The organism is Acinetobacter terrae (genome assembly GCF_002135195.1).
Lineage (GTDB): Bacteria > Pseudomonadota > Gammaproteobacteria > Pseudomonadales > Moraxellaceae > Acinetobacter > Acinetobacter terrae.
Genome location: NZ_NEGF01000002.1, coordinates 116414 through 138285, shown reverse-complemented (window position 1 = coordinate 138285; position 21872 = coordinate 116414). Strand labels below are relative to the sequence as shown.

Annotated in this window: 19 protein-coding genes; 14 read left to right on the top strand and 5 right to left on the bottom strand. The window is 37.6% G+C overall.

Features of this window, described 5'->3' with window-relative positions; genetic code table 11:
* Positions 1–2: 2 nt before the first annotated feature.
* Positions 3–1346: a MacA family efflux pump subunit gene (locus B9T23_RS03015; RefSeq protein WP_086192941.1), complete on the bottom strand. Its 1344-nt coding sequence runs from the start codon at positions 1344–1346 to the stop codon at positions 3–5.
* A gap of 580 nt (positions 1347–1926) precedes the next feature.
* Between B9T23_RS03015 and B9T23_RS03010 the strand changes: the two genes are divergently transcribed.
* Entirely contained in the window at positions 1927–2376 is a 450-nt protein-coding gene (locus B9T23_RS03010; protein ID WP_067722040.1) for a bacteriohemerythrin, read from the top strand.
* Here B9T23_RS03010 and holA read toward each other — a convergent pair.
* From holA to B9T23_RS02990, 4 genes are all read right to left on the bottom strand, one after another.
* Complete coding sequence (gene holA, locus B9T23_RS03005) at positions 2373–3371, bottom strand: DNA polymerase III subunit delta (RefSeq protein ID WP_086192940.1); 999 nt, start codon at positions 3369–3371, stop codon at positions 2373–2375. The two genes, B9T23_RS03010 and holA, sit on opposite strands and share 4 nt — an antisense overlap.
* 16 nt (positions 3372–3387) lie before the next feature.
* Positions 3388–3924, bottom strand: coding sequence for an LPS-assembly lipoprotein LptE (locus B9T23_RS03000; protein WP_086192939.1), 537 nt, complete (start codon positions 3922–3924; stop codon positions 3388–3390).
* A 230-nt stretch (positions 3925–4154) separates the two neighbouring features.
* Entirely contained in the window at positions 4155–6779 is a 2625-nt protein-coding gene (leuS, locus tag B9T23_RS02995; protein ID WP_086192938.1) for a leucine--tRNA ligase, read from the bottom strand.
* 150 nt (positions 6780–6929) lie between these two features.
* Positions 6930–7262, bottom strand: coding sequence for a DUF4124 domain-containing protein (locus B9T23_RS02990; protein WP_086192937.1), 333 nt, complete (start codon positions 7260–7262; stop codon positions 6930–6932).
* 798 nt (positions 7263–8060) lie between these two features.
* On the opposite strand from B9T23_RS02990, the gene B9T23_RS02980 reads away from it, so the two are divergent.
* The 13 genes from B9T23_RS02980 (at position 8061) to rlmN (ending at position 21825) form a co-directional block, all read left to right on the top strand.
* Complete coding sequence (locus tag B9T23_RS02980; RefSeq protein ID WP_086192935.1) at positions 8061–9788, top strand: acetolactate synthase 3 large subunit; 1728 nt, start codon at positions 8061–8063, stop codon at positions 9786–9788.
* The gene (ilvN, locus tag B9T23_RS02975; protein WP_067722031.1) at positions 9785–10276 is read left to right on the top strand and encodes an acetolactate synthase small subunit; all 492 of its coding nucleotides are present in this window, start codon (positions 9785–9787) and stop codon (positions 10274–10276) included. Before B9T23_RS02980 ends, ilvN begins: the two co-directional genes overlap by 4 nt.
* 122 nt (positions 10277–10398) lie before the next feature.
* On the top strand, positions 10399–11415 hold the full coding sequence (gene ilvC / locus B9T23_RS02970; protein WP_086192934.1) for a ketol-acid reductoisomerase: 1017 nt from the start codon (positions 10399–10401) through the stop codon (positions 11413–11415).
* Between the two features lie 100 nt (positions 11416–11515).
* Positions 11516–12331: an XAC2610-related protein gene (locus B9T23_RS02965; RefSeq protein ID WP_086192933.1), complete on the top strand. Its 816-nt coding sequence runs from the start codon at positions 11516–11518 to the stop codon at positions 12329–12331.
* Positions 12332–13322: 991 nt separating this feature from the next.
* Positions 13323–13835 (top strand): hypothetical protein, encoded by a 513-nt coding sequence (locus B9T23_RS02960; protein WP_086192932.1) that lies wholly within the window; start codon positions 13323–13325, stop codon positions 13833–13835.
* Between the two features lie 111 nt (positions 13836–13946).
* Positions 13947–14648, top strand: coding sequence for a fimbrial biogenesis chaperone (locus B9T23_RS02955; RefSeq protein WP_228145893.1), 702 nt, complete (start codon positions 13947–13949; stop codon positions 14646–14648).
* Between the two features lie 4 nt (positions 14649–14652).
* Positions 14653–16983, top strand: a complete 2331-nt coding sequence (locus B9T23_RS02950) for a fimbria/pilus outer membrane usher protein (RefSeq protein ID WP_086192930.1) — start codon at positions 14653–14655, stop codon at positions 16981–16983.
* A gap of 9 nt (positions 16984–16992) precedes the next feature.
* On the top strand, positions 16993–17403 hold the full coding sequence (locus B9T23_RS02945; RefSeq protein WP_067722022.1) for a hypothetical protein: 411 nt from the start codon (positions 16993–16995) through the stop codon (positions 17401–17403).
* Between the two features lie 368 nt (positions 17404–17771).
* A complete protein-coding gene (locus B9T23_RS02940; protein ID WP_086192929.1) occupies positions 17772–19055 on the top strand; it encodes a glycosyltransferase family 4 protein in 1284 nt (427 codons plus the stop codon).
* Between the two features lie 31 nt (positions 19056–19086).
* Positions 19087–19638, top strand: a complete 552-nt coding sequence (locus B9T23_RS02935; protein ID WP_086192928.1) for a phosphatase PAP2 family protein — start codon at positions 19087–19089, stop codon at positions 19636–19638.
* Between the two features lie 86 nt (positions 19639–19724).
* Complete coding sequence (gene iscX / locus B9T23_RS02930) at positions 19725–19925, top strand: Fe-S cluster assembly protein IscX (protein WP_086192927.1); 201 nt, start codon at positions 19725–19727, stop codon at positions 19923–19925.
* A 109-nt stretch (positions 19926–20034) separates the two neighbouring features.
* A complete protein-coding gene (gene ndk / locus B9T23_RS02925) occupies positions 20035–20466 on the top strand; it encodes a nucleoside-diphosphate kinase (protein WP_067722016.1) in 432 nt (143 codons plus the stop codon).
* A 123-nt stretch (positions 20467–20589) separates the two neighbouring features.
* Positions 20590–21825: a 23S rRNA (adenine(2503)-C(2))-methyltransferase RlmN gene (gene rlmN / locus B9T23_RS02920; RefSeq protein ID WP_067722015.1), complete on the top strand. Its 1236-nt coding sequence runs from the start codon at positions 20590–20592 to the stop codon at positions 21823–21825.
* Positions 21826–21872: the final 47 nt, after the last annotated feature.

The window sequence follows — 21872 nt, the reverse complement described above, 5'->3', positions numbered from 1 at the left end:
CATTACATTCTCATTGGACCAGCGCCACCGCCAGCACGGTTACTGCGTTTTGCAGCATCATTTGACGTATCAGAAGCATCTGCAATCACTACTTTGTCGCCTTGTTTTAAGCCTTTAATGACTTGAGCTGTCACACGGTTATTTAAACCAATCAAGACAGGTTGTGGTTTTGCACTACCATCGGCTTGAACCACACGAACCATCGACATAGAGGCTTTGCCTTGTTCAATCAGTGATTTTTCTTCAGCAGACAATTCTAGGCGTTTAGGACGTTCAGTTTTAGCCTGATCTGTATCGGCTGGTTTTCGTTGTTTTGCTTGGTCTGCATTACGATCACCACGTTTACCTTGTGGGCGATTTGAGCTTTGTAAGGCTGCTGCTGGGATGGTTAAGATATTTTTTGCTTCATTGAGTACGATATAAACTTGCGCAGTCATATCAATACGTAACTTGCCATCTTCATTGGGTACATCAAATAACGCGTTGTAATACACGGCAGAACTTGAAGATGAGCTTGATGTGTTATTAGTTTCAGTATTAATTGAATTGGGTGCAGGTTCTACTTGGCGTAGTTTTGCATAGTGTTTTTTGTCGCTATTGCCCAAAGTGGTGAAATAAACAGTTTGACCTTCTTCAACTTTCATCACGTCAGCTTCAGAGATTTCAGCCTTAATGGTCATGTTGTCGAGTTTTGCCAATTTGACAATCGTGGGTGCGCTTTGGTTGGCGTTTACGGTTTGACCTTCCTCAGTCACAATCGCCACAATAGTGCCATCCATCGGCGCAACAATCTGGGTATAGCCCAAATCTTCTTTAGTCGTTGCCAGTGTTAGGCGAGATTGTTCAATTTGTGCATTAATTGCCAAAATTTCAGCTTGTGCTGTTTTATAGCTTGCCAATGCTGATTCTAATTCAGCACGTGAAGTTGCATCTTGTGCATACATCGCTTGTTGACGTTGATACTCAGCTTGAACTTTCGCTAAGTTGGCTTGCTTGACTGCCAGTTGTGCCTGTTGATTTTTAATACTCGCTTCAGCGGTTTTTAGATCATTTTCCTGACGAATCGAATCAATTTGAGCAATCAATTGACCTTGTTTCACTTGGTCGCCCAGTTTCACATACATCTTTTTCACCTGACCGGAAACCTGTGCACCGACACTGACCATTTTGGTGGCTTCAAGTACGCCTGTTGCAAGCACGGAGTCTTCAATATCGCCACGGCTGACTTCACTAGTAATGTATTGCGGTGGTTGCTCTTTTGGTTTTAAGAAAAACCAGGCTGTGACTGCAATAGCAAGAATACAGACCACTGCTACAACTATTTTGGACGGCTTTATTTTTGGCATAGTGAGCATATAAATTGAGAAAATTGAACAGATTATAAAAGCTAAATGAGGATAGAACGTGAATTTTTTAAAAACAAATGAGAATTATTTTCTTTTTGGAGATCTCTTGAAAAGTGACTAAAGAGATTGTGAACTGATTTTAAACCAGCCTTTTACGGCGTGATTTGTAGACGATTGGCACTTTATTGAATTTGGATTCAATGAAATTTCTGAAATCTCATTTCTGTTCGAGTATTGAGTTTCGCAGAAATACTGCTGTGAAAATGGATTTTACCAACGAATCTCAGGCCTTGAGAACACATTAGATTTGAGTAGAACGATACTAGATTTATTTCATAATTTTTATTTGAATAATTTTTTATGTTTGATATTTTCGCTTCGCTTTTATTTCGGAATGCCTAGCTAGGGACTTGTTCTGATGGCTTTAAAAAATCTTTGTTTTATCTATAGATTTAAATAAAAAAAGTTTGTAATATTAAATCCCATACTTTTTTTATGGGATTAATAATAACAGCGTTATGCACAATGATTGTGCACAATAAATCATGAGATTAATAGGAAAATTTGTGAGAGATAACTGATGAAATGGAATGAAAGTTATAATATTGGAATCGAAGTGATTGATAATCAACATCGCCAAATCTTGGATTACATTAATGCTCTAGAGAAGATTAGAGTGAGTGGGGATCGTAATCAGATCAAAGAAGTCTTGGATGATTTGATTGATTATACCCAATCACATTTTAGCTTCGAAGAAAACTTGCTTGAACAAGTGAGTTATCAGTATTTGCCTTCTCATAGAGGCATACACGACTTATTTGTTAAACGGCTGAATGATTATCGTCAAAAATTTGATCGGGGAGAATCGGTCGAAAATGATTTATATCGATTACTGTCAAAGTGGTTGATTAATCATATCCAACATGATGATCAAGATTATGTGGATGCTGTGCGTGACAATATGCTGCACTATTTGCGTTCACAAGAACAGAAGAAGGGTAAAAGCTGGTTTTCGCGTTTTTTCAGCTAAGCAGTAGGGGATTCAAATAACATTTGACCACACATACTGGTAATCGCTTGCAAGACCAGATGTTCTGGATTTTCTTTTCCCAGACCTTTAATGGATGCATCAATACGTAACAGCAGCGAAGGCCAGGTTAGAAAGTTATTTGGATTCAGTCGTCTTAGCGCTTGTTGATATAGGCTGACTTTATTTTTCCAAATCCCCAGTTGCAAGGCATTTTGCGGCTGTTCAAACAGTTGCATCAGTAAGCGCATTTCTTTGCTGATACTCCATAAAATCAGGCTCATCGGTTCACCCGAGGCAATTAAATATTGGAAAATTTTAATTGCCTGAGCCAGATTTCCGGCAAGCAGGGCATCATTTAAGTCGTAAGTGGTATAGCGCGATTGATCTTGTAGACATGAATACAAATGATCAATCTGAATCACGTCGACATCGGCAAAAGTATCACTGACGCGCATCAGACTGTTTTTTGCAGCGAGCAGGTTATGCTCATGATGTTGTTCAAGCCACTGCCAAGCATCATTCGCCAGTTTAATCCCCAGTTTTTCTGCCTCAATCCCTAGAATTCGTTGGCGATCTTGTGGGTAGTTGGCAGTAAGCGGCACAGTGACGCCATTCGCATCAACCACTTGGAAGAAACTTGATTTTAAGCTGCTGCTGTCTTGTTTGGGCATTACCACAAGCAACAGGTTTTGTTCATTGTGCTGAATATAGCTTTTCAGTTGCTTGATGCCATTCGCATCTGGCTTGATATTGCCATGCACTTCAATGGCAAGCTGATTGGAAAAAAGCGATAAGCTGTTTAAAGCATTAAAGACATTTTTCCAATCACTGACATTATTAATGTCATAACGCTGACGTTCAATTTCTTGTTTGTGCCAACTTTGACGAAAAGCATCCAGTAAGTTTTGCTCAAGTAATGGCTCTTGACCATACATAATCCAAGCACCGCGAGCTTCATCAACACGTTTTAGTGCTTGTGGATAGTCAAGTTTCATAGCTTAATTTCTATCTTTAAGGTTGAGTGGTTGAAGCTGCTGGTTTGTTCACGACTTTCGGTAAACGATTGGATGAAATCTGACGCACAATTTGCTGTGCAATGTCATCAACAATGACTTGATTGAGATACTTCTGTTCTTGGTCATCGGTGTTTACTGTCGCGACGTCATATTGATAGCTGCGTGAAGCAGTCAGGGTACGTGGTTCAGTCACAGGATTACCTTGGGCATCTTCAATACGGAAAGTTACAGTTAAGCGAAGCAAGGTTTCAACCAATTTACCGTTTAGTTCATGACGTTGAGGTGTGTATTCAAGTACATGTAATACATAAGCATCTGGATTGTTGCTCAGTTGAATACCGGTTGCACCTAGGTAAATGGCAAGTTTTTCGTGCAATTCTTCTGTGTTATTTGGAAGCGCTAAACTCATTTTCGAGTACGCAACAGGAGCCGTCGTTGGGGTAGTTCCTTTTAAATGAAAACCACAACCGACTAAGCTAGCACTTAGACCCAAAGTTAATACAACCGCTGTAACACGTTGAACTAAATGCATGCTTATTCCTCTATTTAATTTTCCCAATTGGATGATTGGGAGGGATATCTTTCCCTAAGCTCAGTGGATTGTAAAGTCAAAGCCCGTTGATTGACAACGGGCTTTGTTTGGGAATTGTTTATTCCTTAAGAAAAGTTCCTTCTCCCTTTGGGAGAAGGTTAGGATGAGGGGTTTTAAAAATAAGTACCTCTCCCTAACCCTCTCCTGAGAGGAGAGGGAACCTAAGGAATTTAAACCACCAAATTCACTAACTTATTTGGAACAACAATTTCTTTCTTGGTTGGACCGGTCAAAAATTGTTGAACTTCTGGTAATGCTTTTGCCTGAGCCAAAATGTCTTCTTTAGAGGTATCGACTGAAACTTCCAATTTACCGCGAAGTTTACCATTCACTTGAACCACAATCGTTTGGGTGTTGCGGGTTAATGCAGACTCATCCACAATAGGGAAAAGCGCTTCAGTTAACTCAATGCCAAATTCAGTCAATAATGTTTGACTTAAATGTGGTGCAAATGGTGCAAGCATCGTCAGCAAAGTAATAATGGCATCACGTTCAACTGCAACATCATTGTCATCTTTTGCTTCAAATTTGTTGATGCTATTCAATAATTCCATTTGTGCTGCAATGGCAGTATTGAATGCATGACGACGTTCTAAATCATCACCCACTTTCTGAATGGTTTCATGGGTTTTACGACGTAAGTCTTGCGCATCTTTGGATAGGCTTGCAGTATCAATATTCGCTGCATGATTGCCTTTTTCCAGGAAGCCTGTTGCCAAACGCCATACACGTTTCAAGAAGCGGTTTGCACCTTCAACACCGGCATCAGACCATTCAAGCGATTGATCGGGCGGTGCAGCAAACATCATGAATACACGTGCAGTATCTGCGCCGTATTGGTCAATAATCGCTTGCGGGTCGATACCATTGTTTTTCGATTTCGACATTTTTTCTTGACCGCCAACCACAACTTCTTGACCATCGCCTTTATATTTAGCAGAAAGAATACGACCTTTCTCGTCTTTTTCTAACTCGATGTCGGCAGGGTTAAACCAGGTTTTCTTGCCAGAATCAGCTTCACGGTAGAAGGTATCCGCCAAAACCATGCCTTGAGTAAGCAAGTTGGTGAATGGTTCGTTACCTTGTACAACACCTTCATCACGCATTAATTTGTGGAAGAAACGTGCATATAACAAATGCAGAATCGCGTGTTCCACACCACCGATGTATTGGTTCACTGGAAGCCAAGATTGTGCAGCCTCAGGTTTAACCATACCGCCAGTGAAATCAGGAGATGCATAACGTGCGTAATACCAAGATGATTCTACGAAGGTATCCAAGGTATCTGTTTCACGACGAGCGTCAGTGCCACAGCAAGGACAAGTCGTTTCATAGAATTCAGGCATTTTGTTCAGCGGGTTACCTGAACCATCTGGCACTACGTCAGTCGGTAAAATCACTGGAAGTTGTTCTTCAGGAACAGGCACCTGACCACATGTTTCACAGTTGATCATTGGAATTGGGCAACCCCAATAACGCTGACGAGAAACACCCCAGTCACGTAAACGGAACTGAACTTTGGTATTGGCTAAACCTTGTGGTTCTAATTTTGCGATAAAGGCATCACAAGCACCTTGGAAATCTAAGCCGTCAAACTCACCCGAGTTAACCAGTTTACCTTCTTTCGAACCGTACCATTCTTGCCACTGAGTTGCAGAGAATTCAGCATCATCTGCACCTTTGGCATCAATCACTTGCTTGATGGTTAAACCATATTTGTTGGCAAATTCGAAGTCACGTTCATCGTGTGATGGAACTGCCATCACTGCGCCTGAGCCGTAAGACATCAATACATAATTTGCGATCCAAACAGGAACTGCTTCGCCTGTAACAGGGTGCTTAACTGAAAGCCCTGTTGCCATGCCTTTCTTTTCAGCAGTCGCAAGATCGGCTTCTGCAACAGAACCCATACGGCATTCTTCAATGAATGCAGCCAATTCAGGGTTTGTTTCAGCCGCTTTAAGCGCCATTGGATGTTCAGCCGCAACCGCAACGTAGGTCACACCCATTAAGGTGTCACCACGAGTGGTATAAACGGTTAAGTCGTCTGCATAGATTTCAGAATTTGCTGAAGGGAAGGTAATTTCCATCCCTTGTGAACGACCGATCCAGTTACGTTGCATGGTCAACACTTGTTGAGGCCAGCCGTCTTTGAGTGAATCTAAGTCGTCTAATAATTCTTGTGCATAATCCGTAATACGGAAGTAATACATTGGAATATCACGTTTTTCAACCAATGCACCTGAACGCCAGCCGCGACCATTTTCAACTTGTTCGTTTGCAAGAACAGTTTGATCGACTGGATCCCAGTTCACAGTTGAAAGTTTGCGATAAATCAAACCTTTCTTATAGAGCTGTACGAATAACCATTGTTCCCAGTGATAATACTCTGGTGTGCAGGTTGCAAATTCACGATCCCAATCCACTGAAAGACCGAGTTTTTTCAATTGATCGCGCATGTATGCGATATTTTCAAAAGTCCATTTTGCAGGAGCAACCTGGTGTGCAATCGCTGCATTTTCTGCAGGAAGACCGAATGCATCCCAACCCATCGGTTGCAACACAGTTTCACCTTTTAAACGGTGGAAGCGGCTGATCACGTCACCAATGGTGTAGTTACGCACATGACCCATATGCAGCTTGCCACTTGGGTAAGGGAACATCGACAGGATATAGCGATGTTTACCTTCTACAGTGTCGGCAACTTTAAAGGCTTTGCGAGTTTCCCAGTCTTTTTGGACATTTGGCTCAATCGCACTAGCTTGATATTCAGGGTCAATGTGAGAAGTAGTCATAAACGTATATAAGAACAACGGTTAAAAGTTTGTTGCACAGCATAGCGCAAAATGCACTAAAAAGTGAATTTTGCGCCCGACATAAATCATAAAATATAAAAGTTTTTAACCAGCAAAAATCATTTCACTGATGAAATTAGAAATTGCTGACTATTGAGCCGATAATACTTTATTAGAATTTGATGAACGATCGGCTTCTCGTGCTACAGCTGGGGCCGCATTTGCATGGTTTTGAGCTTCTTTTGATGCGGACTCTGCTTCTACGGTAGAGGTGTTTTTAGAGCTTTGCGTGTGGTTATTCGGACCGTAGGTATCTACTTTCCCTTTTTTCTGGGCAGATTTTGGTGGTGGGGTGGTGGTGTAATGCGTAGACCCTTTTGCATCGACCCATTTGTAATATTCTTTAGCAAAGCCAGTGGTTGAACTTAGACTGAAGGTAAAGCATGCAGCCATGAATCCAATTTTGATGAAAGATGATGACATAATGAACAAGTCCCTATAATAATCAGTCAGTTGTAAAGTATGAAATATAGTCACATTCTATGTTTTGTATTTTATATGATTTTTATTTATTTGCAGAAAAAAAAGATAAGCTGACGAATGATATTGATGATGAATTCTGCATGAAGAATGGTTCATTTTGGCGTTACTTTTTTAAATATCAGCTGTTCTGTTTTCGATTGATTTGTGATCGTATGAGGAGTGTGGCTAAGATGAAAATAAAGACAAAATATTCTGCAAATGACAGCGTTATTTTAAATTTTTATTAAGAAGGATAAATCTGAAAAATCACAACACATTAAAATTATTTATTTAATTTATAATATTTTTTTATCATTAAAATGTGAGGTGTAATGAAGTGATTGGTTTTTCTCATGAAATCCTCAATAAGCAAATAAAATGTGAAATCACGCATAAAGCTTAAAAAATAGACGGTCTGTAAATAATCAAGAAAAAGCTAATTTTTAAACTTGACTTTAATAGTCGAAACCACAAAAATGCTGACTGTAGTTTTATATGCGTTTATTTGATCACCCTTCGAATCAGCGTCATTTTAGCAATGGACTTCTTCTCTAGCCGAGAAGCTGAACAAAGCCAACAAAATGTGTTTATCCCAACATGTTTTAGACCTCATATTGCTCAAACAGCAGTCAGGTCAGATTTTTTTCCTATTGCTATGAAAACTATGAAATTTGTGTGCTATAACAGTGCAGACAGTTAATGAATTAACCACTACAAATGCCCTCCATTTGTTAGTGAAAAAGATTAGGGTGAATCACGTTGGAACTTTTATCTGGTGGTGAAATGCTCGTTCGCGCATTGGCGGACGAAGGCGTTGAACATTTATTTGGATACCCAGGCGGCGCAGTACTGCATATTTACGACGCGCTCTTTCAACAAGACAAAATCAATCATTACCTCGTACGTCATGAGCAAGCTGCTGGTCACATGGCAGATGCCTATTCGCGCGTAACAGGTAAAACTGGTGTGGTACTTGTCACATCAGGACCGGGTGCAACCAATACAGTAACGCCTATTGCAACGGCGTATATGGACTCAATCCCAATGGTGATTTTGTCTGGTCAGGTTGCAACACATTTAATTGGCGAAGATGCATTCCAAGAAACAGACATGGTTGGTGTTTCTCGTCCAATCGTGAAACATAGTTTCCAGGTGCGTCATGCCAGTGAAATTCCTGGAATTATTAAAAAAGCATTCTATATTGCGTCTTCAGGTCGTCCAGGTCCGGTAGTTGTTGATATTCCTAAAGATGTAACCAATCCTGCAGAAAAATTTGCTTACGAATATCCTGAAAAAGTGAAGATGCGTTCGTACCAACCACCGCATCGTGGTCATTCAGGTCAAATCCGTAAAGCTATTGAAGAATTGATTAGTGCTGAACGTCCAATCATCTATAGTGGTGGTGGTGTTGTTCAAGGCAATGCATCGGAATTACTTACAGAGCTTGCACATCTTCTAAATTTCCCGGTAACCAATACCCTTATGGGCTTAGGTGGTTTCCCGGGTAATGATGAGCAGTTCATTGGTATGTTGGGTATGCATGGTACGTATGAAGCCAACATGACCATGCACAATGCAGACGTGATTTTGTGTGTAGGCGCGCGTTTCGATGACCGTGTAACCAATAATCCTGCAAAATTCTGTCCGAATGCCAAAGTGATTCATATTGATATCGATCCAGCGACGATTTCAAAAACCATCATGGCGCATATTCCAATTGTGGGTGCAGTAGAACCTGTACTTCAAGAGATGTTGGTTCAATTGAAACAAATGAATGTTTCTAAGCCAAATCCTGAAGCGATTGCTGCATGGTGGTCTCAAATCAATGAATGGCGCAAAGTACATGGTTTGCGTTATGAAGCGGGCGTTGATGGTGTAATGAAACCACAACAGGTGGTTGAAGCACTTGATCGTATCACCAACAGTGAAGCCATCATTACTTCAGACGTAGGTCAGCATCAAATGTTTGGTGCCAACTACTATACATACAAACGTCCACGTCAATGGATCAACTCTGGCGGTTTGGGAACAATGGGTGTGGGTTTGCCATATGCCATGGCTGCGAAACTCGCATTCCCGGATCAGCAAGTGGTTTGTATTACTGGTGAAGCATCGATTCAGATGTGTATCCAGGAATTATCGACATGTAAGCAATATGGCTTAAATGTGAAAATCCTCTGCTTGAATAACCGTGCTCTGGGGATGGTTAAACAATGGCAGGATATGAACTATGAAGGTCGTCATTCAAGCTCTTATGTAGATTCATTACCAGATTTTGCCAAATTGATGGAAGCTTACGGTCACGTCGGTATTCAAATTGACCATGCAGATGAGCTTGAGTCTAAGCTTGCAGAAGCAATGGCCATTAATGATAAATGCGTATTCATCAACGTCATGGTTGATCGTTCAGAGCACGTTTATCCAATGTTGGTTGCTGGTCAATCTATGAAAGATATGTGGTTAGGAAAAGGAGAGCGCACAAAATGAGACACATAATTTCTGTACTCGTTGAAAACGAAGCTGGTGCGCTTTCACGTTTGGTAGGTTTATTTTCTCAACGTGGTTATAACATTGAGACTTTGAACGTCGCACCGACGGAAGATCCAACCATGTCGCGTTTGACACTGACTACTTATGGTGATGATCATAAAATTGAACAAATCACCAAACAGCTCAACAAGTTGGTTGAAGTAGTAAAAGTGGTTGATTTGTCAGAAGGTGCACACATTGAGCGTGAACTCATGTTGATTAAATTGAAATCACTTGGATCAGCTCGTGCTGAAATTAAACGTACTGCAGACATTTTTCGTGCACAAATTGTCGATGTAACACCGACGACGTATACGATTCAAATCGCAGGTACCACTGAAAAGCTAGATGGTTTTATTGATGCATTAGCAGAAAATACCATTCTTGAAGTGGTGCGTTCAGGTGTTTCAGGCATCGCGCGCGGCGAAAAAGTTTTAACCATCTAACAGATTTTAATTTTATTCACACATTCTACTCATCTTAATAGGTGAGGTTCCAAGCCAATGAATACCAATAACATCATTGGCTTGGATAAAAAGGAAACAAAAGCATTTAAGCGGAGACAGCAATGCAAATTTTTTACGATAAAGACTGTGACTTATCTATCATCCAAGGTAAAAAAGTAGCGATCATCGGTTACGGTTCACAAGGTCACGCACATGCGCTTAACCTTAAAGACTCTGGCGTTGACGTAACTGTAGGTTTACGTGCGAACTCTACTTCTTGGAAAAAAGCTGAGAATTCAGGTCTTAAAGTTGCTGAAGTTGCTGCTGCTGTAGCGCAAGCTGACGTAGTAATGATCTTAACGCCTGACGAATTCCAATCTTCACTTTACCGTGACGAGATTGAGCCAAACATCAAGCAAGGTGCGACTTTAGCGTTTGCTCATGGTTTCTCAATTCTTTACAACCAAGTTGTTCCACGTAAAGATCTTGACGTAATCATGGTTGCGCCTAAAGCACCGGGTCACACAGTACGTTCTGAATACCAACGTGGTTCAGGTGTTCCTGACTTAATCGCAATTCACCAAGATGCTTCTGGTAATGCTCGTAATGTTGCACTTTCTTATGCTTCAGGCGTAGGTGGTGGTCGTACTGGTATTATCGAAACTTCATTCCGTGAAGAAACTGAAACTGACTTATTCGGTGAGCAAGCAGTTCTTTGTGGTGGTGCTGTTGAATTGGTTAAAATGGGCTTCGAAACTTTGGTTGAAGCTGGTTATGCACCAGAAATGGCTTACTTCGAATGTCTACACGAACTTAAATTGATCGTTGACTTAATGTTCGAAGGCGGTATCGCTGACATGAACTACTCTGTATCTAACAACGCTGAATATGGCGAATATGTAACGGGTACTGAAGTAATCAACGAACAATCTCGTGAAGCGATGCGTAATGCGCTTAAACGTATTCAATCTGGCGAATACGCGAAGATGTTCATTCAAGAAGGTGCGTTGAACTACCCTTCAATGACTGCTCGTCGTCGTCAAAATGCTGCTCACGGTATCGAAGTAACAGGTAACAAACTTCGTGCGATGATGCCTTGGATTCAAGCAAACAAAATTGTAGACAAAGAGAAAAACTAAGTTTTCTTTCTGTTTCAAAGATACAAAAAGGCCGCTCAATTGAGCGGTTTTTTTGTGATACAGTACTCATAATCGTCCGCATTATTGAGTGTGCTGAACAATGAAAACTAAATTATTGCTTTGTATTGCTGCGTTGAGTTTTTCTAACCTAAGTCCGGCTGAAACAGTTTTAAATGCTCCAGAATACAAGCCACTCAATAATGTTCGTGTTTCCATGCAACGCATGTTGAAATCGACCGAAGGACGTTATTTTCTTAGTCTGTATGCTGGTATTTGGAATCCACATGCCACTTTATATGACCTTGGTGAAGAGCAGACAATCAATTTAAAAGGATTGCAAAAAGGCGATCAGTTGAATTTAAAATCTGTTGATGCTGACTCTGAAAATATAACAAATAAGACTTATCAATTATCAGGGATGCTTAATGCCGATAGCGGTGATCTTAAGGCGATGTTTGCTGAAGGTGATGATACTTTGGGAAAATCTATTCAGTTTGAGCCTGCAATAAAGGTCTCAGATAAACCAAATTTCATTTTTAAATTTTATGGTCTGGAAGATATTAATCAGCCCTATGGTTCAATACTCAAACGAATAGATATTGTGAATAAAAATAATAACAATGTTGCACAAACTCTGACAGGATTTACTGCATTTCCGAAAAGTATTGGTTATATGGATGTTAATTTTGATGGATATTATGACATTGTGTTGTCAGATATTTCAGAAGAACGAACTATTCAAGATAAACGTTATATTTACTGGATGTTTAACCCCAAAACCCAAAAATTTCAGCGCTCACCACAACTTGAAAAGATTGTGGGATTTCCAAATTTACATGGAGAAAAACAACAAATTGATTTTGGGGAGGGGCAATTATACCAAGTGCAAAAAGGGTTGTTAAATCGGATGGAATAAATATGACCTTTTAATAAAATTGTTATGGTATGTGTAGGCTTATGTTAAATTATAGATTTAAGCCTTTTAATGTTAAATTTTTTATATAAATATAATTTAAGAGTATTGTTTTGTTTAAATTATTATTTTTTAAATATTTTATTTTTAAATGAGTCGGTTTTGTGCTTTTTTGACGATTAAATGCTATTTAATTGTAAAGCAGAAATTTAAAATTTATAATTAAATGAATATTCATTGTAAATTTTTTATAATTAATTCCCTAATTAATACCACAGTGTAATTTCTCGAAAAATCATTCTCAAAATATTACATACTGAATTAAAGTAAGTACGATCACTTACGGTTCAGAAAATCTTGGAAGTAAATAAACACAATCAAAAGAATTAATAATTATGACAGTATTTTTGTTAAAATAAAGCTATATAAAGCAGGTTTTTTATTTTTATGATATATTTATCAGTAACTTAATTTATAATATCCTCAGTATTTAGAATTTGACTATAAAGTTCTGTTAATGTTTCATTGTTTGAAAAAGAACATAAAATTAAAAAATAAATCACATATTTATTAAAAAATAAGGAATTAAATACACTCTTTTGTAAATTGTGTGAACTTATTCTATTTTTATGTAATACTAAAATGATTTAAAAAAAATATATAAATTATGTATTTAACTTTTTATTAATATATTTTGAGAAACATTTAGTTATTTTTTGACATAACTGGAAACAAATTTAAATTGTATCTTATTGTTTAATAGATTAAATATTAATAAAAATAACACTATAGCTGTGAATGTAATTTAAAAATTAAAATATAAAAAAATATTGTGAATAATAACATTTTTAAAATTTTTATATCAATAGTAATAAGATAGCTTAACGATTACGAAATCTTACTCATAATAAGAAGAGTTACAAACGTAATTGTTAAAATTAAATATATATACATTCTTATATACATTCTTTTAAAAAAAGAAATGGAGAAAGTTATGAATAAAACAATACAAGCAGCATTAGCAGCATTAGCCTTTGGTGTATGTGCAACAAGTGTGTATGCAGGAGGTCCAGGAGGTCCAGGAGGTCCAGGAGGTCCGGGGAGTCAACCACATAAACCAGGAAAATCTGCTTGTGGTCATGATTGTAAAGGGAAAATTGATATTGTATTAGAAGTTCCTAAGCATTGTGATCTTGATATTGCAGATTCAACTCTTGTACTTACAGAACAAAATAATTATACCGATTCCACAACCTTTGCTGTACGTACCAATGCGGATTATCGTTTAGCTATTACACCACCTTCAACATTGGTAAATGGTAGTCGCTCTGTGCCAGTAAGTGTCGACACGACTCGACGTGGGGGTGCTACATACCGCAATGGTTCTACGGTGAATTGGGATGGAAGAGAGCACACTTATGGTGTTAAAGCTTATGCCCGAAACATTGGTATTGGGACATATGCCGGTAATTATAAGGGAACTTATGGTGTAGAAATTAAATTCTAGATTAAAAGATTCTCTATTTCAAAAAGTGTCATATAGGAGGTGCGTTTCAGCATCTCCTATTTTTAGCCTTTATAGCAGAAAAATAATTTTATATATTTGGGGTGAATAATAATGCAAAAAATAATGGGTTTTTGTGGATTACTTTTGTTAAGTTTTTCTGTATCTGCAGGAATAAAATTTAACCCTATACAATTATATATTCAGGATTCTACTCGGCAAAGAAGTACGACCGTCAGCGTCGAAAGCACTGGATTAACGAAGTCGAGGGTATTTGAAATTTCTGCAGTAAAATGGAAACAAGATCAAAAAGGCGAAGATATTTTAGAGGAAGATAAAACACTTTTATTTAATCCTAAAACATTTGAATTAAAACCTGAAAGTAAACAAATTGTACGCGTTGGTTTTAGTCAACCATTAGCGAATATGGATCAAGAGCAAACATGGCGTATTATTTTTAAAGAGGTTACCCCTATTGAGGAGGATAATTCTTCGATTAATTTTTTATTTAATTTTTCCTTACCATTATTTGCTGGAAAACAAGTAAATCCCAAGTTAAATCTAAAATTAGAAAAAATGGACAACCAAGCTTATTTAAGTATTGATAATTTGGCTAAATCGCATATCAAAATTGTCGAAATTCTTGTAATAGATAATAAAAATAATGAAATTTTGAAAAAAAAATTAGGTCAATATGTTCTAGGAGGGAATCGGATCAAGCTTGAACTTGGAGAAATTAAAAATAATGATGAGTTAAAAATTAAAATTAAAACTGATAAGGATGAGAAGTATTTGGAATACTCAGTAAAAGGATAGGGCTATGAAGGCTACTAAAATTCTTACAATGATCGTTTGTGGTATTAGTTTTACTTATGTAAATGCAGATATTAATCAGAAGATAAATCAACAACAGGAAGGGGAAATGGTCATTGTAAATATTTGGATCAATGGCCTTGATTATAAAACGGAAGCGGTAACTTTTTCAAAAGATGCAAAAAAATTTATTGAATGCCAGGCATTAAAAAATGTGGGAGTACGTGTTGAGAAATTGAGCAAAGATTCTATAAAAAAAGATTTTTGTTTATTAAATTCACCTGAAGTAAAATTTGAAGATGATCAGGCTTTACAAGCAATAAAAATACATTTTCCACCAGATTATTTTGAAGATACTCAATATGATTTGAATACCACTACCCCCCCAGAAAAAGCAAATTTTGGTGGTTTTTTGAATTATAGTCTTTTTTATAGTAAAGATGATTATGAACAGGACTTTAATACTTTCTCTGAACTAGGAGTATTTAAAGATTATTGGTTATTAAAAAATTCTTTTCTATACAGAAATAATCCGAATGAATTCGAAAAGAAATTGCTTCGGGTAAATAGTACTTTGGATATTGAATTTCCTGAAAAATTTTTAATATTAACCTTGGGGGATACCACAAGCCCTTACAATACTTTGAATAACTCATTTCGGTTTGGGGGACTTAGTATTGGAACAAATTATACAGATCGTCCAGATTTTATTTATTGGAATGCACCTACTCTAAAAGGCAGTGCTGCTCTACCTTCTACAGTTGATTTATACCTTAATGGCATTCAATTGTATAAAAATTCTGTGACACCAGGTAATTACTCACTACCTACAGGTGCACTTATTAATCAGGCAGGAAGTGCTCAAATTGTTGTGGAAGATATTTTGGGGAATAGAACTGTTCGGAGCTTTCCTATTTATATCAATAATCTATTATTAAAACCTAAATTAAATGAATATAATTTTTCTTTAGGTAAATTAAGATATAACTATGATGAGGTTGACGATGATTACCGAGATTTTTTTTCAAAGTTATTTTTTCGGCGAGGAATTACTTCATCCACTACTTTAGGGGGGGATATTTTATATAGTGAAAAGGCAAGTAATGCCAGTTTATTATGGACTCAAGCATTAAGTAAATTTGTACTTTTAGATACTGCTTTTGCAGTAAGTGATGCTGAAAATGAGCAGGGATATGGCGCGACTGTATCCCTTAGCCGAGATTTTATAAATTGGTCATTTGGAATCAGTAGTCATTTTTTTTCTGAAGAATATAAATATATTAGCGATGAAGAATTTAATTCCAATATTAAAACCTCCAATCTGGTTTATTTTAATTTTTATAATCTTAAATATATAGATGGACTGAATATAAGTTATATTGATCAGACAAATTATTCTTCTAACAATTTTGACCCTGATGATCGTAAAATTTTTGATATTATTGCAAGAAAAAATTTGACCAATAACTTATATTCAACTTTCGGTTTTTTTAAAGATTTTGGAGATGATGAGGACTATGGGTTTAATATTGCATTTAATTATGACTGGGTAGAAAAAGGTCAAATAAATTTAAACCATGATACTGAAAGTGATGAAACCCGACTAAGTTTTAGAAAAACAACGATGACACAAAATGGTTTTGATTATGTGTTAGGTGTAAACCGAATTGAAGATGAAATAAATTATAATGCTTATGGTTTATGGAAAACAGATATTGGTAATTTACGAGTTTCTCATGATGAATATGAGGATAATCGGGTTTCACAAGCCATGTTTGAGGGTGCATTGGTTTGGTTAGGTAATAAAGCTGCATTAACTAAATATGCCGATAATGCTTTTGCACTTGTTAATGTAAATAATCATCCAGATCTGGATATTTATAAATCCTCATCTTTGGTCGGTAGCACCAATGATAAAGGGTACATGTTTGTACATCATATTATTCCTTATATAAATTATGATATTTCTTTTGATCAGAATCAGCTGCCTATGGAAGAAACTTTCGAAAATTCTTCTAAAAAGCTGGTTGGACTAGATCAACGTGGATATAAAATAGACTTTCCAATTCATAAAACAAAACGTATTGCTATAAATATAAAAGATATCAATGGAAAAAATTTATTAGCAGGATCAGAAGTTCAAGTAGAGGGTATGTCTACAGAGCCATATTTTATTGATAGTGATGGAATAGTCTATTTGTATGTATCTAAGCCGGATCGCTACAACCTTATAGTGAAAACTCAAGGAGGGGGGGCACCATGTCAGTCTCAATTTGTGCTTAGTCAGAATCAGTTCGAAAATTTAGGTAATCAAGTTTTGAGCCTTGTATGTAAATAGGAGTTGAAAATGAATAAATTCATTTTAATAATTTTAGGTACATTGATGAGTGAAATGGTTGCTGCTCAACAATGCTCAATTGATGGATTTACCAACTCAGAAATGCGGCTGGCAAGTTATCAGCGTAGTCAATCGGCAACTTCATTTAATATTTCATGTAATACGGGTTATTCGATTTTATTTAATAGTCAAAATTTAATCACATCAAATGGGATGAGTTATATATCCAATGGTTCTTATAAATTACGGACAAAGTTAAATCTGAGAGGAGCAAATCAAAATTTGTGGGGAGTGCACCTTCATCAGGCCGGAGCACAAAGACAAAAATATATTATATCTGTACAACTTGAAGATAATCCCTTAAGTGGTGTTCCTGCAGGTATGTATCGAGATAGAATTTCAGTTGATATTTCATTCTAATGTAAAATTGATTGTTAAATAGGTTGCCTACTTGCATAGATTTTTTTGAACATATAAATAGAAAAAATAGTAGATAGTATGAGATTTATTTCGATAATTTAAGATCTGTCTCAAATAGTTCACCTTAGAAGGTGGTTTGCGTAAGTTTATTATTTTATTGAGTTTATAAATTAATATAAGTGAATGTAGGGATTCTTATGAATATAGGTTGGTAGTTAAGCTGTATTTAACTATTGGGTTACATGGGGGGATACTTTATTTTCTTAATTTTTACCTCATGAAATATGTCAATAAACGGTCATCTAAAAATCATCAAACTGAAAGAAATAACATCTAAGCTAAGTTTAAAATAACGACATAGGTGTTGTATGACAAATTTGTATGCGACCAGTCTGCTAAAACAACAAGATTTTCCAGAAAGTTTTCAATTTTATTTTAAGCAAAGAAAACAAGATATTTTGTGTGATGACATCCAGGTTTTAAAAGACTTGGTTCGTCCACGCCTAAAAATAGCCATCGTTACTGAAACTTGGCCTCCAGAAACTAATGGGGTGGCACTATCTTTACTACAATTATGTAAAGGTTTACAAAAACAAGGTCATAAAATTTTACTGATTCGACCAGAGCAACAGGGGTCTTGTCATGACTTTACACCCAGTAAAGAGTGTCTAGTCAAAGCACAATCTATTCCTAAATATCCAAGTCTTCAATTTGGTTGGCCACAATTTTTAAAAGTATCACAAGCACTGGATGGATTTGTACCAGACGTTGTGCATATTGTTACCGAAGGACCCTTGGGTTTGAGTGTTTTGCAGGCTGCAAAAACCAAAGGAATTCCTATTTCAAGTGGTTTTCATTCACCTTTTCAAGAATTTAGTCGCTTCTTCGATTTGGCTTTTTTAGTTAAGCCTATTCAGCACTATTTACGTTGGTTTCATAACAATACACAACTGACATGTATTCCCAGTAAAGATACAGAATATATTTTAAGAAGGTTTGGTGTTCGTTGTCCTTTGGCTATTGTTGGACGTGGTGTGGATGTTGCATGTTTTTCTCCGGTACATAGATCAGATGCTTTGCGTCAACAGTGGAAGGCTACTTCAGAAACCAGGGTGATGCTGTATGTAGGACGACTATCTCCCGAGAAGGAAATAGATGTCGTGGTGAAAGCCTATATCGCTATGAAGCAAGTGGCTCAGAATGATGTAAAACTTGTGATTGTCGGTGATGGACCAGATCGGAATCGTCTGGAAATATTATGCCAAAGTCATGATGTTATTTTTACGGGAAATTTAACTGGTTTGAATTTAGCTCAAGCTTATGCAAGTGCTAATGTTTTTGTGTTCGCCAGCCAAGTTGAAACCTTTGGGAATGTGATGCTTGAGGCTATGGCAAGTGGTTTGCCCGTGATTGCTTATGATTATGCCAGTGCGCATTTACATGTGAAAAATGATGAAACAGGTTGGTTAAGTCCTTTAGGTCAGATGGATAAACTGATTCAGTCAATTTATCAATTACCGAATAATCAACAGTTGAAATACATGGGGGTAAAAGCCCGTGAAGCAGTACAGAATGTAGGATGGCAACATCCTGTACGACAGTTTGAACAGGCACTATATGGAGTTGCCAAAGAGATGCAAATGACATCCTGAATTTTAAGCAGATGCTTAAAGGAGAATCATCATGAAATTAAAAAAAGCAATAATAACGATGTTAGATCTCGACTTAAAAGGATGTATGTATCTGAATCATTTTTCACATTCACATACGGTAGCCCATTTTTTTAAGATCATTAGTCGTCTCGGCAATGGTTTGTTTTGGTGCCTGATGTTGGCCAGTCTTTGGGTATTGGAAGATAAGTTTTATATTGAGCAGTTGCTATATATCTTGATTAGTGGATCTGTAGGTTCTGCAATTTATAAAATCTTGAAACAAAAAACTACACGTCCTCGACCTTATCAAGTGCATCAAGTGATTTTATTGCAAGAGCAACCGCTAGATCACTTTAGCTTTCCTTCTGGGCATACCTTGCATGCTGTCATGGCGAGTACAGTGATGGGCTATATTCAGCCGGTGTTACTTCTTTTAATGTTGCCTTTTACGCTTCTGGTTGCCATATCCCGTATGGTTTTGGGATTGCATTATCCGAGTGATGTGATTGTGGGTGCATTGATCGGTGTGTTGGTTGCAACAGGAATTATTTTTACCGCGCCATTTTTAAATATCGTGTTATAAAAATGTCTTTTTAAAAATCGAAAAACTATCTCTCGATTTTAGGAATTTGTTAAAGTAGGACATTCATTTAGCGCTTAGGAATAACCATGGGTTTACGTTGGACTGACACTATTGATCTTGCCATTGAGCTTTCTGAAGCACATCCAGATGTCGATCCACAATGGATTCGCTTTACAGACCTACATGCATGGGTTTGTGCATTGCCAGACTTCAAGGATGACCCAGAAAAATCGACTGAAGGTTTGTTGGAAGGGATTCAAATGGCGTGGATTGATGAAGTTCGTTAATCAGTAAATCGAAAAAAGCAACTTTTTACATATCAAAAGCTGATACTTGCTGATTATCTCGGTATAATGCGGCAAAATTTTCTCGTCAAATTGACATAAGGAGCCAATCATGGCTATCGAACGTACTTTATCTATCGTTAAACCAGATGCAGTTGCTAAAAACAACATCGGTGACATCTTTGCTCGTTTTGAGAAAGCTGGTCTTAAAATCGTTGCAACTAAAATGAAACATTTGACTCAAGCTGAAGCTGAAGGCTTTTACGCTGAGCATAAAGAACGTGGTTTCTTCGGTGACCTTGTTGCGTTCATGACTTCTGGTCCTGTTGTAGTATCTGTTCTTGAAGGCGAAAACGCTGTTCTTGCTCACCGTGATATCTTAGGCGCAACTAACCCTAAAGAAGCTGCTCCTGGTACTATCCGTGCAGATTTCGCTGTAAGCATCGACGAAAACGCTGCTCACGGTTCTGACTCAGTTGCATCTGCTGATCGTGAAGTTAACTACTTCTTCGCTCAAACTGAGATCTGCCCACGTACTCGTTAATTCGAAGTATTCAAGCCAGATAAGTGTTATTATACTTATCTGGTTTTTTTATTCTCTGAATAACACTTTGCTCGATTATTGAGCTTCTCCTTTCATCTTTAGACATGGTTTAGGTAATTACACATGAGTACTGAAGTCGTCGCTACATCAGCAATTTCTGATGCACAGCAACCATCTCCATCCACTCCGACACAGCAAAATGCTGTGGAAAAAGTGAACTTACTCGGCATGTCACGTCCGCAACTGGAAAAATTCTTCGAAGATATTGGCGAGAAGAAATTTCGTGCGGGTCAGGTGATGAAATGGATTCATCAGTTTTTTGTGACTGATTTTGCTGAAATGACCAATATTTCAGGCAAACTTCGTGAAAAACTAGAACAGATTTGTGAAGTCAGAGCGCCAGAAGTGGTACACCGTAACTATTCTAAGGACGGTACCCGTAAGTGGGTGTTCCGTGTCGGTGATGGTGATGGTTCACTGGTTGAAACCGTGCTGATTCCCGCAGAAGACAAAACTGGTCTACGTAAAACCTTGTGTATTTCTTCACAAGTGGGTTGTGCGCTGGACTGTTCATTCTGCTCAACCGGTAAACAAGGTTTCCAGCGTGATTTAACCCCTGCAGAAATCATTGGTCAGTTGTGGATGGCAAACTATTCTTATATGGAAGAAGTGCCTGTTGCAGAACGCGAGCGTTCAGTGACCAATGTAGTGATGATGGGGATGGGCGAACCTTTATTGAACTACGATGCTGTTCTTAGCTCAATGCGCATCATGCTTGATGATTTTGCGTATGGCATGTCTAAACGCCGTGTGACTTTATCGACTTCAGGTGTCGTACCGAAAATCGATCAAATGGTGAAAGATATTGATGTGGCGCTTGCCATTTCTTTACATGCGCCAAATGATGAACTGCGTAATGAATTGGTTCCAATCAATAAAAAATATCCGTTAGAGCAATTGATTGCCGCATGTCAGCGTTATATTGCTAAAGATGGTAATGAAAGTTCACGTAAACATGTGACCATCGAATATGTGATGCTGGATGGCGTGAATGACCATCCTGAACATGCACAACAAATGATTAAGTTACTCAAAAATTTACCAAGTAAAATTAATTTAATTCCATTTAATCCATTCCCGCATGCACCCTACGGTCGTTCAAGCCGTAACCGCATTATTTCTTTCCAAAAAACTTTGTCTGATGCCGGTTTTGTGTGTACGATTCGTCAGACACGTGGTGATGATATTGATGCTGCGTGCGGACAGTTAGTGGGTCAAGTGGCTGACCGTACCCGTCGTGCGGAACAGTGGAAAAAGAAAATTGCGCAAAGTAATGAGATTATGCGCTCTCAAGGATAATAAAAGGGGACGCCAATTGAGAAAGCCCGCATATAAATTAGCTTTTA

Bases quoted from the DNA above. Each gene is read 5' to 3' on its own strand.
- B9T23_RS03015 (WP_086192941.1), bottom strand. From the start codon at position 1,346: ATGCCAAAAATAAAGCCGTCCAAAATAGTTGTAGCAGTGGTCTGTATT.
- B9T23_RS03010 (WP_067722040.1), top strand. From the start codon at position 1,927: ATGAAATGGAATGAAAGTTATAATATTGGAATCGAAGTGATTGATAAT.
- holA (WP_086192940.1), bottom strand. From the start codon at position 3,371: ATGAAACTTGACTATCCACAAGCACTAAAACGTGTTGATGAAGCTCGC.
- B9T23_RS03000 (WP_086192939.1), bottom strand. From the start codon at position 3,924: ATGCATTTAGTTCAACGTGTTACAGCGGTTGTATTAACTTTGGGTCTA.
- leuS (WP_086192938.1), bottom strand. From the start codon at position 6,779: ATGACTACTTCTCACATTGACCCTGAATATCAAGCTAGTGCGATTGAG.
- B9T23_RS02990 (WP_086192937.1), bottom strand. From the start codon at position 7,262: ATGTCATCATCTTTCATCAAAATTGGATTCATGGCTGCATGCTTTACC.
- ilvN (WP_067722031.1), top strand. From the start codon at position 9,785: ATGAGACACATAATTTCTGTACTCGTTGAAAACGAAGCTGGTGCGCTT.
- ilvC (WP_086192934.1), top strand. From the start codon at position 10,399: ATGCAAATTTTTTACGATAAAGACTGTGACTTATCTATCATCCAAGGT.
- B9T23_RS02965 (WP_086192933.1), top strand. From the start codon at position 11,516: ATGAAAACTAAATTATTGCTTTGTATTGCTGCGTTGAGTTTTTCTAAC.
- B9T23_RS02960 (WP_086192932.1), top strand. From the start codon at position 13,323: ATGAATAAAACAATACAAGCAGCATTAGCAGCATTAGCCTTTGGTGTA.
- B9T23_RS02955 (WP_228145893.1), top strand. From the start codon at position 13,947: ATGCAAAAAATAATGGGTTTTTGTGGATTACTTTTGTTAAGTTTTTCT.
- B9T23_RS02950 (WP_086192930.1), top strand. From the start codon at position 14,653: ATGAAGGCTACTAAAATTCTTACAATGATCGTTTGTGGTATTAGTTTT.
- B9T23_RS02945 (WP_067722022.1), top strand. From the start codon at position 16,993: ATGAATAAATTCATTTTAATAATTTTAGGTACATTGATGAGTGAAATG.
- B9T23_RS02940 (WP_086192929.1), top strand. From the start codon at position 17,772: ATGACAAATTTGTATGCGACCAGTCTGCTAAAACAACAAGATTTTCCA.
- B9T23_RS02935 (WP_086192928.1), top strand. From the start codon at position 19,087: ATGAAATTAAAAAAAGCAATAATAACGATGTTAGATCTCGACTTAAAA.
- iscX (WP_086192927.1), top strand. From the start codon at position 19,725: ATGGGTTTACGTTGGACTGACACTATTGATCTTGCCATTGAGCTTTCT.
- ndk (WP_067722016.1), top strand. From the start codon at position 20,035: ATGGCTATCGAACGTACTTTATCTATCGTTAAACCAGATGCAGTTGCT.
- rlmN (WP_067722015.1), top strand. From the start codon at position 20,590: ATGAGTACTGAAGTCGTCGCTACATCAGCAATTTCTGATGCACAGCAA.